The following is a 13,341-nucleotide window of genomic DNA, read 5'->3' on the forward strand; positions in this document are numbered from 1 at the left end:
TCTTCCAATTCGGAAGAGTTTTTACTATTCTTTGATCGCAGCCTCAAGTGCAACTTCGATCATATCATTAAATGTGATCTGTCTTTCTTCGGATGTTGTTTCTTCTCCAGTCAAGATATGATCACTAACTGTCAGAACAGACAATGCTTTCCGACCAAATTTTGCAGCTAATGTATAAAGTGCTGTTGTCTCCATTTCAAGAGCCAAAATTTGATATTGTGCCCATTTTTCATGATCAGCATTTTCATTGTAAAACATATCCGCAGTAAAAACATTTCCAACTTTTAGATTAAGTCCTTTATCAATGCCAGCTTCATACGCTTTTTTCAATAGTTCAAAGTTCGCAGTTGGTGCAAAATCAATGCCACCAAATGTTAAGCGGTTCATTTGTGAATCAGTTGACGCTGTCATTGCAAGAATAACATCGCGAACTTTAACATCCTTTTGAATTGCGCCACAGGTTCCAACGCGAATTAGGGTTTGTACATTATAGCTTTGCATTAATTCATTAACATAAATAGAAATCGACGGAATCCCCATACCTGTTCCTTGAACAGAAACTCTTTTCCCTTTATAGGTACCTGTAAAACCGAACATATTTCGTACTTCATTATAGCATTTTGCATTCTCTAGGAAGGTTTCCGCAATATATTTTGCTCGTAACGGGTCTCCAGGTAAAAGAACGGTTTCGGCTATTTCATTTTCTTTTGCTCCAATATGTATACTCAAAAAAGATCCCCCTATATAAAATAATATAAGTTAAGCCACTCTACTATATCATAACTATCTTGAATGAAAAACCTTTCAAGAATACTTATATGTTTTTTAAAATGAGGAATGATATTTTTAGATGGTTTTGCCTTTAGGGCGAAAAATAAGCCTTAGCAAAAGGAGATTATAAACCACCCGTATCGAAAAGTGATCGAGAAAAAGCTCCAAACATAAGGAGGAAATAAACATGGGCAAAAAACATCGCAATCGTACAAACTCACCAAAGAAAAACAATCATATTCCTGCAGAAGCAATTATTGCAGAACATGAAGCACATGGTAAAGAAAATTCGGCAACTGGTGGACGTAAAAATAATCAATAATGCAAAAACCCTAAGGAACTTATGTTCCTTAGGGTTTAATCAATATTATAGAGGTTATTTGCATACTATTCCTCTTCAACTTCCTCGTCAATAATGCTTTTTTCCACAAGATATTCAAAGGTGATATCAGCGATTTCTTCTAACTCCTCTTCAGAAGGAACGTACCCTCTTTTTACAAGCTCATGAAAGAAAAATTCAGCAATTTCTTCCGTATCAATAAATACTTCAATTTCTTTCATAGCGTCGCCCCCTTTTTATTGAATATATGATGAATTCGCCTTTTTCATGCTATTTTACTCCGTAATTCCCTTTACCTGTAAAAGATTCCTCTTATTTTCAATTTTCATGTCTTTTTTAAATGGGACAAGCATAAGTTTAAGAAAAGCGGAAGCGCCCTGGTTAGCCCCGACAAGCTGCTTGCGGGCCTGGCAGTGAAGTCGTTCTTTGACTTCATTGACTGGACCGAAGCGCCCTTGAGGGGCTGGGCGCTGGAGCTAGACAATGATCAATGTTCAAGATATAAATTTAAGTTTTTAGAAAATAAATGAATCTGGGGTGTTCTCATGACAACTTTTCAAATATGGAAAGAAGCTTTTATTGATGATGTGAACAAGGATGATAGCAAAACAATCCTTTTAATAGGCAATATAACCAACGGTTTATTTTTTTTCATTAAGTGGGCAGGTATTCCCTTTATGCTTTACCTATTATGGGTATTTTCAAACCTGTAAACTAAACATGACTTTTACCTTCATTTTTCACTATTGCTTCTAATTTTTTTAGCGCAACCTTCATTACATGATTAAACTCTTGATCTTTAAACCATTCGAAGAGAAATTGGTAATCATTATAAATATCGAGAAAGTGATCAATTAACTCAACTTTCTCTTTCTTTTTCTCGATATCATCTAATTCTACTTTTCTTAGATTATTTTGTGGTTTGACTAATTTCAGGGGTTTTGGCTGTTTATTCATTAAGTGTAAGAGGTCCAGTTTCTGAATAATCATTTCAGCACTCTCAGCATCTGCAACAAGTGTTAATTCTTCCTCACCTGCCTCAAGCCATTCTCCATCACTGATCCGCGAGAGTTCATAAATCATATCTTCCCAGGCATCTTCTTTGTAGCGCCAAATTTCGGAACGGAAACCAACCACTTTAAATAAATCAGTACCATATCCAATTACATGGACCAAATCTCCAAATAAAAATTTATACTCGATATCTACTTGCTCTTTTTCAACTAAGGCTCCTTTATATTCAGTTACCAATTTTATTCCAGATTCATTATATAAGTCTTCACTTTTATTAACTTCATAAACATACTTGCTATCAATCCATTTTACATCTGTTACTTTTCCAACCGTTCCATACATCGTTATCACGACTGTATCACCGATCTTATATTTCGGCTTTTTCCTATTCTCCATGGTCCTCCATCCTCTCAATGATGAGTCGTGAATATTGGTTACCATAGTATATGCATAGGAATGGGTATCGCTTACTCACTTAATAAAGAAAAATCGCCTCAAATAAACAGTGGCGATTAGAGTTTTATTTCAGATAATAAATAAAGTTGCCATGCTTCATCAAAAATAGTCATACTATCTAAATAATGACCATTTAGTTCAAGGTATGAGCTAACTTCATGATATTCCATTGATGTTTTAGGAAAACTGTGATCATTGTAAGCATGATTGGCAAATTTGCTTATTTCATCTTTGGGTGCCGGATGCCGATATTTCATTAAAAAATGATAAAAGGTTTTACTCATAAGAAACGCCTCTCCATACTCATATAATTCCAATAAAGGTTGATACTTTTTCTTAGCTAATTAAGAAATTTTATCTTTATTAACGCACTAAAATAAGTAACTATCGTGGATAATTAATCAGCACTCAAATTGCATAAGTGCAACTAGGCAATCACCGGCGCTAAGGCTTGGCGCTAGCCAAGTTTTCTTTAAAGATACTATAACGGAAAAGCTATCCATCGTCCAGCCACTTTTTTATCTAGACTTCTTCATGCCAATTTCTTCGTTCCTCTCTAGCACCACTTTAACATTGTTCAATCATCACCTTCGTTTTGGTTCCTTTCGCAGAAATGATTCCTTTAGCTCCAAATGGAATGGTTGCGATCGGTTGAACATGTCCAAAATTCATATTTGCGATAACTGGAATATGTTGCAGTTCCTGTTTAGAATGAATAATTTTTCTTATTGCAGCTTCAGTCATATTGGAAGCCTTCTGAAATCTGCCGATAAGAATTCCCTTTATTCCCGATGCATCAGGTAAATGCAGAAGGGATTGAAGATCACGATCAAATGAATATGGATGTGTTTCTTCATCATCTTCAATAAACAGGATGGAATCTTCCAATGACGGCATAAACTCTGTACCTTGCAAAAGGTTTAACGTACACAAATTACCGCCAATTAATTTTCCTGATACTTCACCTTCTTGGATAACTAAGTATCCCTCTTGTTTTACAAATTTCCGGTCTTCCTGATCCAAATACCATTTATCATCACTCCAAGTTTCGGAAGGGATCACTTCATAGGGTGCGTCATTTGTTACAGCTTCTAGGAATGATTGAAGCGTGTAATCAAAACCACTTTTGACACCAAAGCTTGAAAAATGTGGCCCTGAATATGTAATTAATCCTGTTTTTCTGTACACTGCAGCATTAAGCGCGGTAATATCGCTAAATCCGCAAAACATCTTGGGATTTTCCTTAATTAGCTCAAAATCGATATACTTTAATAGTTGATTGGAATGATAGCCCCCAATCGCTGAAAAGATTCCTTTTACGTTTGGATCTTGAAAAGCATCATGTAAATCTTCTAGTCTATCTGCAATCGTTGTTGAAAAAAATTCATCATGATCATTTACACTTTTCCCAAAGGTAACCTGAAAACCTAAATTTAATAAACGTTCCAAAGCAATGGTGACTTGTTTATCTTTTACCACTGCCATACTTGTCGACGGTGCAATTACTCTTATTTCGTCACCAGGTGAAAGCCTTTTTGGTAGCATAATTTCCCCTCCCAATTTCCTACATTATAATAATATTTTAACAGATTCTAAGGATGAAAAAATACTGCTTTTAGAAGAGGCACGAATAATGTACTGTCTGCCTCTGGCCCTCTTATTTTGCCTATAGCAGTCACAAACCCGTTCGCTTTGTGACCGCTTATTCAATTCTTAAGACTATATAAATTCTAATACTAAAAAAAACCGCTTATTGCGGCTTTTTCAACATAAAAAATTATTTATCCTCAAACCATTTTTTAAATTCCCCATACCCTGACTCTTCAAGCTTTTCCAAGGGAATAAACTTTATAGCAGCAGAGTTTATGCAATAACGCAATCCGGTTGGTCCAGGGCCATCATTAAACACATGCCCTAAATGCGAGTCTGCCTCTTTGCTTCTTACCTCTGTACGAGTCATGAAATGGCTTTCATCTGTTTTTTCGGTAATATCATCTTCCGCGATTGGCTTAGAAAAGCTTGGCCACCCACAACCTGCATCAAACTTATCCATCGAGCTAAACAGGGGCTTTCCTGAGACAATGTCTACGTATATTCCTGGATCAAATTCATCCCAGTATTCATTTTTAAAAGGAGGTTCAGTTGCACTGTTTTGTGTCACCTCAAATTGCATAGGTGATAATTCTTTCCTTAATTTTGCATGGCCTTTAGTATTCATTTATGTGCCCCCCAATGATTTTCAATGAAGGCTGCACGCCCTGATCCAACATGATAAGATTCATAATGAGTTTTATTTTTTTTATAGTATTGCTGGTGATACGTCTCAGCTGGATAGAATACTTTTGCCGGTAAAATCGGCGTCACAATCGGCTTTGAAAATCTCCCGCTTTCTTGCAGCATTTCCTTCGACTTTTCTGCAATTTCCCTCTGGTGCTCATCTTGATAAAAGATAGCTGCCTGATAGGATTGTCCTCTATCATAAAATTGTCCTCCACTATCTGTTGGATCAATTTGCACCCAAAAAAGATCTAGCAATTTTTCATATGGAAATACAAGGGGATCATACGTTATTTGAACTGCCTCAACATGTCCTGTCGTACCCGAACACACCTGTTCATATGTTGGATTTTCCACTGTTCCACCTGTATAGCCAGATATCACCTTCATGATCCCAGGTTGTTCATCAAAAGGTTTAACCATACACCAAAAACAGCCTCCTGCAAATGTTGCAATTTCCATCTTCTTCTCCATATGTTTCACTCCTTTTTGAAATTTCCTTGATGTGAGTATACAGTAATCCCTAAAAATTTAAAAATGATCGGCTTATGAAAAATAGGTACTTATCAATTCAAATATGAATAAATTATATTTTGAGAAAATGTTGAGGGAGTGAGGGTAATGCCTGAAATGGGAAATGTTTCAGAATATCTTAAAAAAGCCGCAAAGTATGATATTTCCGAAGCCAAGATTCGGTTTCTCCATGCGTCACTAGATGCTCCAAAAATCGATATCTTTGTGAATCATACCTGTATTTCAACGGACGTTCACTATAAAAAAATTACCGAGTATGTATTTTTACCCAAGGGTGAACTCCAAATCGACCTTTATCCATCTGGGAATAAAGTTAATTTCTTCATAAGTGAAAAGATCACGGTTGAACCTGGAAAATCCTATACACTCGCCTTCATTGGAAAAATAAACAGTTTCCGCCTTATCCCTTATTTAAATCAGCCTGATGTTCCTATTGGAGAAGCAAAAATCCGCTTTCTACACTTAACACCCGATGCCCCTCCCCTTGATATTGCTGTAAAAAACAGGGATGTCGTATTTCCAAATGTCTTGTATGAAAAAGGTACCGATTACCTTGGGTTAACACCCATGACCATTGACCTTGAAGTAAGAGAATTTGGCACAAAGAATGTTATCCTCCCAATGCCAAAAAGTAGATTTCTTCCAAATGAAACATATACGATAATCTTAATCGGTTTTATTAAAGAAGGGCCAGAAATCGAAGCATTATTTATTAAAGATTGATTTTCAAAATAAATAGGTGCCCAAAATTTTGGACACCTATTCGACTGGCACTAATAAAGTAAATGCAATATCATCCTTTTGCAAATCAAACTTATTCACTTTAACTTTTGTATCACTTTTTAGTTTTAGATTCTGCATATTAATATAAACTAATTTATCTCTCGGCCGGATATCTACTCCTGCCGGCAGCTGATAATTTTCACGGATAAAAGTAAGAACGTTTGAAACTGGCAAATGCAAACTTCCGAGCGCTATCGATTTTTGCTTTAGTAGTAAATCGCCATTTTCAAGCGCCTTCGGTTCAAACGTCAGTTTCATATTTAATTTTTCACTAAAGAAAGGAATTTCTCCATATAATTCTACTTCATTCCCCAAATGGACTTGATAATCAATCGGGGTATCCGCTGCTTCTTTTTTCAGATAGTGGTTAATTAATTGGTTGAGGTCATTTTTATTTGATTTAATATAAAAAGAGACCGCGTCCTTATTTGATGTTGGCAAGTTGTTCTTTTTCTTTTCATTTGCCGGAATCAGTATCAGTGAAATAACTAAAACGGCAATCAGAAGGTCGATTCCTAATAATAAGAAGAAACCTTTCTTCCATTTGTTTTTCATTATCTAATTCTCCTCTTTACTTGCAGTAAACGCTCTTTTTTCAAGATCTGGAATGGCACGCTCGTCAAGTGAATCCTGTAGCTTTTGAGCAATACGTTCATAGCCTTTATCATTAGGATGAAAGTTATCCGTGAATAACAGATTTTGTTTGGAATGATCAAAAACATCCACTATATCCACAAAATACGCATTATCATAATTAGCAATCACCGTTTGGCTAGCATGGTTCCAGTCTGCGATAATCTGATTCATTTCACCTACATTTGAAAACCATTTCATGAATGGATTATATAAACCAACTAGTACAATTGACACTTGAGGGTTTTCTTGATGAATGGCATCAAAAATTTGAGTCAAATGGCGAATATAGATTTCTCTTTCTTTTGTAAAAGTAGAAACTTGAAGGTTTGATAAATGATCCTTTACAACCTGCATAATATCATTGCCGCCAATCGTTAAGATCACGATGTCTGCCCTCTGAACAGCATCCCTTACTTCGTTTGTTTGAAGCCTTTTTAATAGCTGGGTGGTCCTATTTCCCTTTACACCATAATTATAGAAATCAACTTCTTTAACTCCTCTATCCTTTTCAAGCATCGATTTTAGATAGGGCAAATACCCTCCCTTTCCCGTACTATCGCCCACACCTTCAGTCAGGGAATCCCCTGCAGAAACGACTGTTAGCTTTCTAGGTTTAAAATCAGCAGGAATCGGTTTGAAAGCCTCTACTGCCATCCTTTTTTCCGGCTGTAATTGCCAATTTTCCTTATTGCTACATGCACTTAAGAGAAATGCTGAGGAAATTAGAAGGGTGAAAAACTTTCTCATCACATCACCTACCCTCTAAACTATAGTTATTATAACACGAGGAAAATAATTCAAAACCAAAATGATCTTATTACCAAAATCCGTTAAAGAAAACTCGTCGATTGGCGAGTCCCTAAAGGCAATGATTAGGCATAGTTGCCCTTTTGCGCTAGCAGAATTTATAGATATAAATTCTGCTTAGCCCAAAAAAATAGACCTTTGGAAAGGTCTACTGCAAACGCTTAGCTTAATCAAAGTAATACATTAGTGCGATAGCACCCTCTCCTGTATGCGTAATAACAGTTGGGTTAGTGTAATCAATTTCAATATCTTCATATCCTGTTAATTCAAAAATACTTTCCTTAACTTTCAAAGCTAGTTCTGATGCTTCGGCATGGACAATCCCGACACCACGAATTGTTTTTCCCTTCACATCCTCAGTAAACTGCTTTGCAAAGTATTTGACGACTTGTGAATAGCTACGGACTTTGGCAACGGGATGGTACTCAGCTCCTTCAAGAGAAGCTATCGGTTTTATATTCAATAATGATCCAATAAACGCCCTTCCCTTACCAATCCTTCCTCCCTTAACAAGATTTTCAAGAGTATCTACCATAATATACAAATTTGAATGGCTCCGTACTATTTCAAGGCGGCTAATGATTTCTTCCATACTCCGTCCTTGTTTAGCCATTTCAGCAGCTTCCTTGACCTGAAAGGAAAGAGCTTTCGAAATAAATTCTGAGTCAAATACGGTTACTTTGGTCTTTGACATCTTTGCTGCGCTTTCGGCCGAACGGACTGTCCCGCTCATTTTCCCCGTCATATGTATAGAAATCACCTCATACCCTTCTTCACCAAGGCGATCATACACCTCTAAAAAAGAACCTGGTGAAGGCTGCGAGCTTTTAGGAAGATCAGCTGAAGTACGCATCATTTTTATAAAATCAACAGGATTAATTTCTACCCTGTCTAAATAGGTTTCATCATTTATAGTTACCGACAAGGGAACAATTTCAATATCATAGTTTTTAAGCACTTCATCCGACATGTCTAATGTGGAATCTGTGACAATCTTGATTTTACTCATATATTCACTCCTACTAATACACTTCATCTTTATTATACCTATTAAGCCACCTCATTTATATAAATTGTCCATTTTTCTTTAATTTAATATACCTAAAAAGAGCACCGGATATCCGGTGCTCAATGTTTCTAGGCATTATGCTTTAATTCTCCAGCTTCAAAGAGCTGTTTATAGTCAGGCCACTTCAGGACCCTTTTCAAATAATCTTTAAAAGAGTAGCATTTTTTCGGATTCTTTTCAAAATAGATTGATGTGATAAATGTTTGCAAACGGACTTGGATCATAAACTTATAAGGGTTATCTTCCTCCAATACAGGAATATCCGTGACTTTAACCTTCTGTCCAACAACATTTTTGAACTCTAGGCTTTTAAATAACAAAATATCAATCCTCTTTTTCACCCGTTTGATACTATTATACATGACAACAACCTCGAAATGTGTCTAATTATGCTTGGATTTTAAAAAATATTTATCAAGTTACTTAGTGGAAATGTATTTTTATTGTAATAGTTTCAAAACTGGAAGAACCAAGATAGAAAAAGGTAAAAACAACCCCCATTCTATACATAGAATGAGGGCTGTTTTTTTGTATTATAGTTCAAATATTGAAGATAAAATGCTCTTACATTATTTCCGTTTCTTCATCGCTATCGTCGTCTAATTCTAAGTCATCTTCCTCGTGCTGCCTTTTCAACTTCTTCCGATAAACAACCTTAGACAAGTTGATGCTAATTTCATATAGCAACAACAATGGAACTGTTACAACAAAATCAGACATGAAGTCTGGTGGAGTTATTACGACTGCAATGACAACAAGGACAAAGTAGGCATACTTACGAATTTTCGATAGGATAAATGGGTTAATAATCCCAAGTGAAGTAAGGAACATGACCACTACTGGGAGCTCAAATAGCACCCCAAAAGGAAGAGTCATATTCATAATAAACTGGAAGTACCTTTCCGCAGTAAAATTAGTGACAAACATATTCCCACCTAAATTTACGAGGAATTTAAATACCATCGGAAAAATCACAAAATAGCCAAATGCTAAACCTGAGATAAACAAGAAAAAGAGTGCAGGAACATAAGTAAGTGTTATTTTTCTTTCAACCGGTCGAAGTGCAGGCCTTACAAACAACCAAATTTGAACGGCAAGTACTGGAATTGTCCCAATAATAGCAATTACTGTTGCGATCGTAAAATAAATCCACATAATATCGCTTGGACCCAGAACCATTAATTTTACGTCAAGACCTTTAACAAACCATTTATATATGTCAACCACATAAATAAATCCAACGGTAAAAAAAATCATAAATGCAATAGCAGATATAATAATCCGTTTACGCAATTCCTCTAAATGATCAACCAATTGTAATTCTTTATCTTCCATTTCCGTCCCCTGCCAATTCCAAAACCTATTGTATATATTTTTTAAATAGGCTACGTAAAATATCTCTATTGATAATAGTCTCAATCGACGTTATACACCTTATTCAGTCAATTTTTTCTTTTCTTCCTCGGTATCAGGCATTATATCTTCAGTAAGTTCCTTTGTTGATTTCTTAAATTCTTTCAATGTCTGGCCAAATGCTCGTCCAATTTCGGGAAGTTTCTTTGGACCAAAAATAATTAGTGCAAGTGTTAAAATTAAAATTAAGCCAGGCATGCCGATATTTGAAAACATGGTTATACATCCCCTTTATGTAGTTGCTAAATAAATTTCGATAATTAATAGCCACAAATACCATTACAACAAATTTTAAAGAATAAAAGGTATGAACCTTACTAAAATAATTTAACAATAACGGTAATTGAAGTCAATGAGCATTTTCTAAAGATAAGGATTGCCAACCACATGATTTTCGAAATATGATATCAAATTTGACAGAATAACTTATAAAATGTTCCCTAATTCAAAATGATCTATCGAAAAATATCAGCATATAAGCTTATTACTTTTTCCCTATATTCGATCATAAATACAAAATTCGTAATCATAGGGATTTTTCTCATCTCGAATCCCCTTTTCTTTTGATACTAATTTCCATTTATTTAAATCAAATTCAGGAAAATAAGTATCTCCATCAAATTCTTCATGTATTCGAGTTAGATAGAGGCGATCAACATTCGGAAATGTTTCTTTGAATATTTCCGCACCACCGATAACAAAAAACTCATCATCACTTGCTTGGCAATATTCTACAAACTCTTGAATGGAGTAGAGTACGGTACAGCCTTCACCATGATACCCACTATTCCGGGTTATGATTATGTTTTCTCGACCTGGAAGTATTCGGCCAATCGATTCATGCGTTTTTCTTCCCATCGCAATTGGGTGTCCCATTGTCACCTTTTTAAAAAATTTCAAGTCCTCTGGCAAATGCCATGGTAATTGATTGTTTTTTCCAATCACCCTATTTTCATCCATTGCTACAACAAAGGATATCATACACTTACCTCCCCTTTTATATGTGGATGAGGATCATAACCATCCAAATCAAAATCGTCAAATTCAAAAGAAAAAATATCTTTCACATTTGGATTAAGCGTTATGGTCGGTAAAGGCCGTGGTTCTCTCGCCATTTGAATTTTCATCTGCTCAAGATGGTTCTGATAAATATGGACATCACCAAATGTATGAACAAATTCACCAGGCTCTAAGTCACATACTTGGGCCACCATTAACGTAAGTAATGCGTAGGAAGCAATGTTGAACGGAACACCAAGAAACACATCAGCAGAGCGTTGGTACAACTGACAGGAAAGGCGACCCTCCGCAACATAAAATTGGAACATACAGTGACATGGAGGCAAGGCCATTTTATCAATTTCGGCTACATTCCAAGCATTTACAATTAGTCTTCTAGAGTTTGGATTGGTTTTAATTTGCTCAATTAGCTCACTTATTTGATCAACCGTATTCCCATCAGCACCTGTCCAAGAACGCCATTGATGGCCATATACCGGTCCCAACTCCCCTGATTCATCTGCCCACTCATTCCAAATACGCACGCCGTTTTCCTGTAAATAGCGCACATTTGTATCTCCATTTAAGAACCAGAGCAGTTCATAAATAATTGATTTCAAATGGAGCTTTTTGGTTGTCATCATTGGAAAACCTTCCGCTAGATTAAATCTCATTTGATACCCAAACGTACTGATGGTTCCAGTACCTGTCCGGTCTCCTTTTATATGGCCATTTGATAAAACATGTTCACAAAGATCCAGATATTGCTTCATAACCAACACTCCCATACATTTTCGGTCAATCACTTCATATTGTTTTATTTTAGCAAAAAATGTCGAATAAACATAGTAAACACCAAACAAAAAACTGTCGATGTCATCGACAGTTTTAATAAGTAAATTATACTTCTAATCCAAAATTGCGACAAAGAGCGGCTAAACCACCTGCAAAGCCACTACCTACAGCACTAAATTTCCAATCTCCATTATGGCGATAGAGCTCGCAAATAACGACAGCTGTTTCAACCGAAAAATCTTCCCCAAGGTCAAAGCGTAAAACCTCTTGGTTGGTTTCCTCATCAACAAGTCTTACAAAAGCGTTTGAAACTTGACCAAAGTTTTGATTCCTTGATTCAGCATCATGTATGGTTACGGTAATGGCAACTCTTGATACATGTGATGGGACTTTGCTAAAATCAATTTTTATTTGCTCATCATCCCCATCACCTTCGCCAGTACGATTATCTCCTGTATGCTCGACACCACCTGATGAGTGGACTAAATTATTGTAGAAAATAAAATCGCTGTCTTGCGTCACTTTGCCGTTAGCATCTGTTAAAAAGGCAGATGCATCAAGATCAAAGTCAGATCCACCATGATAGTGGTTTGTATCCCAACCAAGACCGACGATTACTTTTGTTAATCCTGGATTGGTTTTTGTTAAATCAATTCTTTGTCCTTTTGATAAATTAATACTCATACAATTCACCTCATCAAGAACGTTTTAGATAAAGAAAACTCGCTGATTGGCGAGCCCATAAGGGCGATGACAGAAGCGTAGTTGCCCTTATACGCTAGCAGAATTTATGGATATAAATTTTGCTTAGCTAAGAAAAACGGAAGCTAAAAATTAGCTAAAGGAACGAACGACCTCACCGAGGCTTGCAGCATTTGTTCCGTTTCCAACAGCAGCAAACTTCCATTCACTTCCATTACGGTAAATTTCACCTGCAACAAGACATGTTTTGCCACTGTAATCATCTGTTAAATTATAGAGAAGTAATTCCTGTTGGTTTGTTGGATTTACAATTCTAATAAATGCATTTTGAATCATGCCAAAATGCTGTTTTCTTTTTACACTATCATAAATATTAACAACAAATACAAGTTTTTGAATAGTTGCTGGGACCTTGTTTAGGTCGACGACCACTTGCTCATCATCTCCATCGCCTGCCCCTGTTAAGTTGTCTCCAGAGTGCTGAATACTGCCACATTTACTTTTTAAATTCCCAAAATAGACAACATCATTGTTGTTTTGAAGTTTATCATTTTCCCCAAGCATAATTACGGAAGCATCACAGTCGACGTTTTGAGAGCTACTGCCACCACCAAATAGGGAACCAAATAAACCACCTTTACCACTTTGAACCGGATCCCAACCTAAACCTACCATGATTTTAGAAAGCCCAGGATTACTTTTCGTTAAGTCCACTCTTTGACCTTTTTGCAAATTAATAGCCAAA

At 36.1% G+C, this 13,341-nt stretch carries 20 protein-coding genes; 3 read left to right on the forward strand and 17 right to left on the reverse strand.

The features are described from left to right. Positions 1–24: 24 nt before the first annotated feature. Entirely contained in the window at positions 25–729 is a 705-nt protein-coding gene (deoD, locus tag RCG20_RS03560; RefSeq protein ID WP_308182861.1) for a purine-nucleoside phosphorylase, read from the reverse strand. A 229-nt stretch (positions 730–958) separates the two neighbouring features. On the opposite strand from deoD, the gene RCG20_RS03565 reads away from it, so the two are divergent. Next, positions 959–1,093 (forward strand): hypothetical protein, encoded by a 135-nt coding sequence (locus RCG20_RS03565; protein ID WP_308182862.1) that lies wholly within the window; start codon positions 959–961, stop codon positions 1,091–1,093. 65 nt (positions 1,094–1,158) lie between these two features. Here the strand turns inward: RCG20_RS03565 and RCG20_RS03570 are convergent, their stop codons facing one another. Then, on the reverse strand, positions 1,159–1,332 hold the full coding sequence (locus RCG20_RS03570) for a YozD family protein (protein WP_308182863.1): 174 nt from the start codon (positions 1,330–1,332) through the stop codon (positions 1,159–1,161). Positions 1,333–1,656: 324 nt separating this feature from the next. On the opposite strand from RCG20_RS03570, the gene RCG20_RS03575 reads away from it, so the two are divergent. Then, positions 1,657–1,824 carry a hypothetical protein gene (locus tag RCG20_RS03575; RefSeq protein ID WP_308182864.1) on the forward strand — a complete coding sequence of 56 codons (168 nt, stop codon included), beginning with the start codon at positions 1,657–1,659 and terminating at the stop codon, positions 1,822–1,824. A 1-nt stretch (position 1,825) separates the two neighbouring features. On the opposite strand, the gene RCG20_RS03580 is transcribed toward RCG20_RS03575, so the two are convergent. The 5 genes from RCG20_RS03580 to msrA all read right to left on the reverse strand — a co-directional run bounded on the left by RCG20_RS03580 (position 1,826) and on the right by msrA (position 5,332). Then, a complete protein-coding gene (locus RCG20_RS03580) occupies positions 1,826–2,521 on the reverse strand; it encodes a hypothetical protein (RefSeq protein ID WP_308182865.1) in 696 nt (231 codons plus the stop codon). 116 nt (positions 2,522–2,637) lie between these two features. Continuing rightward, the gene (locus RCG20_RS03585; protein WP_308182866.1) at positions 2,638–2,865 is read right to left on the reverse strand and encodes a YozE family protein; all 228 of its coding nucleotides are present in this window, start codon (positions 2,863–2,865) and stop codon (positions 2,638–2,640) included. Positions 2,866–3,148: 283 nt separating this feature from the next. Continuing rightward, complete coding sequence (locus tag RCG20_RS03590; RefSeq protein ID WP_308182867.1) at positions 3,149–4,126, reverse strand: S66 family peptidase; 978 nt, start codon at positions 4,124–4,126, stop codon at positions 3,149–3,151. Positions 4,127–4,358: 232 nt separating this feature from the next. Continuing rightward, positions 4,359–4,799, reverse strand: coding sequence for a peptide-methionine (R)-S-oxide reductase MsrB (gene msrB, locus RCG20_RS03595; RefSeq protein WP_308182868.1), 441 nt, complete (start codon positions 4,797–4,799; stop codon positions 4,359–4,361). After that, on the reverse strand, positions 4,796–5,332 hold the full coding sequence (gene msrA, locus RCG20_RS03600) for a peptide-methionine (S)-S-oxide reductase MsrA (protein WP_308182869.1): 537 nt from the start codon (positions 5,330–5,332) through the stop codon (positions 4,796–4,798). The genes msrB and msrA overlap by 4 nt, the downstream gene beginning before the upstream one ends. 147 nt (positions 5,333–5,479) lie before the next feature. Between msrA and RCG20_RS03605 the strand changes: the two genes are divergently transcribed. Continuing rightward, entirely contained in the window at positions 5,480–6,115 is a 636-nt protein-coding gene (locus RCG20_RS03605) for a DUF4397 domain-containing protein (RefSeq protein WP_308182870.1), read from the forward strand. A 36-nt stretch (positions 6,116–6,151) separates the two neighbouring features. Here the strand turns inward: RCG20_RS03605 and RCG20_RS03610 are convergent, their stop codons facing one another. From RCG20_RS03610 to RCG20_RS03655, 10 genes are all read right to left on the reverse strand, one after another. Then, complete coding sequence (locus RCG20_RS03610; protein WP_308182871.1) at positions 6,152–6,730, reverse strand: YpmS family protein; 579 nt, start codon at positions 6,728–6,730, stop codon at positions 6,152–6,154. Positions 6,731–6,733: 3 nt separating this feature from the next. Then, positions 6,734–7,558: an SGNH/GDSL hydrolase family protein gene (locus RCG20_RS03615; RefSeq protein ID WP_308184282.1), complete on the reverse strand. Its 825-nt coding sequence runs from the start codon at positions 7,556–7,558 to the stop codon at positions 6,734–6,736. Between the two features lie 226 nt (positions 7,559–7,784). Then, a complete protein-coding gene (locus tag RCG20_RS03620) occupies positions 7,785–8,627 on the reverse strand; it encodes a DegV family protein (RefSeq protein WP_308182872.1) in 843 nt (280 codons plus the stop codon). A gap of 128 nt (positions 8,628–8,755) precedes the next feature. Further along, positions 8,756–9,007: a DUF2535 family protein gene (locus RCG20_RS03625; protein WP_308184283.1), complete on the reverse strand. Its 252-nt coding sequence runs from the start codon at positions 9,005–9,007 to the stop codon at positions 8,756–8,758. Positions 9,008–9,251: 244 nt separating this feature from the next. Next, positions 9,252–10,022 (reverse strand): twin-arginine translocase subunit TatC, encoded by a 771-nt coding sequence (gene tatC / locus RCG20_RS03630; protein ID WP_308182873.1) that lies wholly within the window; start codon positions 10,020–10,022, stop codon positions 9,252–9,254. Between the two features lie 99 nt (positions 10,023–10,121). Next, entirely contained in the window at positions 10,122–10,316 is a 195-nt protein-coding gene (locus tag RCG20_RS03635; RefSeq protein ID WP_308182874.1) for a twin-arginine translocase TatA/TatE family subunit, read from the reverse strand. A gap of 279 nt (positions 10,317–10,595) precedes the next feature. After that, the gene (locus RCG20_RS03640; protein ID WP_308182875.1) at positions 10,596–11,081 is read right to left on the reverse strand and encodes a dihydrofolate reductase; all 486 of its coding nucleotides are present in this window, start codon (positions 11,079–11,081) and stop codon (positions 10,596–10,598) included. Continuing rightward, entirely contained in the window at positions 11,078–11,872 is a 795-nt protein-coding gene (locus RCG20_RS03645; protein WP_308182876.1) for a thymidylate synthase, read from the reverse strand. The genes RCG20_RS03640 and RCG20_RS03645 overlap by 4 nt, the downstream gene beginning before the upstream one ends. 127 nt (positions 11,873–11,999) lie before the next feature. Then, complete coding sequence (locus RCG20_RS03650; protein WP_308182877.1) at positions 12,000–12,578, reverse strand: TerD family protein; 579 nt, start codon at positions 12,576–12,578, stop codon at positions 12,000–12,002. Between the two features lie 150 nt (positions 12,579–12,728). After that, positions 12,729–13,340, reverse strand: a complete 612-nt coding sequence (locus RCG20_RS03655; RefSeq protein WP_308182878.1) for a TerD family protein — start codon at positions 13,338–13,340, stop codon at positions 12,729–12,731. Position 13,341 lies beyond the last annotated feature (1 nt).

It is taken from the genome of Neobacillus sp. PS3-40 (assembly GCF_030915485.1).
In the GTDB taxonomy this organism is placed as follows: Bacteria; Bacillota; Bacilli; order Bacillales; family Cytobacillaceae; genus JAUZPL01.

Bases quoted from the DNA above. Each gene is read 5' to 3' on its own strand.
- RCG20_RS03650 (WP_308182877.1), bottom strand. From the start codon at position 12,578: ATGAGTATTAATTTATCAAAAGGACAAAGAATTGATTTAACAAAAACC.
- msrB (WP_308182868.1), bottom strand. From the start codon at position 4,799: ATGAATACTAAAGGCCATGCAAAATTAAGGAAAGAATTATCACCTATG.
- msrA (WP_308182869.1), bottom strand. From the start codon at position 5,332: ATGGAGAAGAAGATGGAAATTGCAACATTTGCAGGAGGCTGTTTTTGG.
- RCG20_RS03580 (WP_308182865.1), bottom strand. From the start codon at position 2,521: ATGGAGAATAGGAAAAAGCCGAAATATAAGATCGGTGATACAGTCGTG.
- RCG20_RS03575 (WP_308182864.1), top strand. From the start codon at position 1,657: ATGACAACTTTTCAAATATGGAAAGAAGCTTTTATTGATGATGTGAAC.
- RCG20_RS03590 (WP_308182867.1), bottom strand. From the start codon at position 4,126: ATGCTACCAAAAAGGCTTTCACCTGGTGACGAAATAAGAGTAATTGCA.
- RCG20_RS03645 (WP_308182876.1), bottom strand. From the start codon at position 11,872: ATGAAGCAATATCTGGATCTTTGTGAACATGTTTTATCAAATGGCCAT.
- RCG20_RS03585 (WP_308182866.1), bottom strand. From the start codon at position 2,865: ATGAGTAAAACCTTTTATCATTTTTTAATGAAATATCGGCATCCGGCA.
- RCG20_RS03640 (WP_308182875.1), bottom strand. From the start codon at position 11,081: ATGATATCCTTTGTTGTAGCAATGGATGAAAATAGGGTGATTGGAAAA.
- tatC (WP_308182873.1), bottom strand. From the start codon at position 10,022: ATGGAAGATAAAGAATTACAATTGGTTGATCATTTAGAGGAATTGCGT.
- RCG20_RS03610 (WP_308182871.1), bottom strand. From the start codon at position 6,730: ATGAAAAACAAATGGAAGAAAGGTTTCTTCTTATTATTAGGAATCGAC.
- RCG20_RS03615 (WP_308184282.1), bottom strand. From the start codon at position 7,558: ATGAGAAAGTTTTTCACCCTTCTAATTTCCTCAGCATTTCTCTTAAGT.
- RCG20_RS03635 (WP_308182874.1), bottom strand. From the start codon at position 10,316: ATGTTTTCAAATATCGGCATGCCTGGCTTAATTTTAATTTTAACACTT.
- RCG20_RS03620 (WP_308182872.1), bottom strand. From the start codon at position 8,627: ATGAGTAAAATCAAGATTGTCACAGATTCCACATTAGACATGTCGGAT.
- RCG20_RS03605 (WP_308182870.1), top strand. From the start codon at position 5,480: ATGCCTGAAATGGGAAATGTTTCAGAATATCTTAAAAAAGCCGCAAAG.
- RCG20_RS03565 (WP_308182862.1), top strand. From the start codon at position 959: ATGGGCAAAAAACATCGCAATCGTACAAACTCACCAAAGAAAAACAAT.
- RCG20_RS03570 (WP_308182863.1), bottom strand. From the start codon at position 1,332: ATGAAAGAAATTGAAGTATTTATTGATACGGAAGAAATTGCTGAATTT.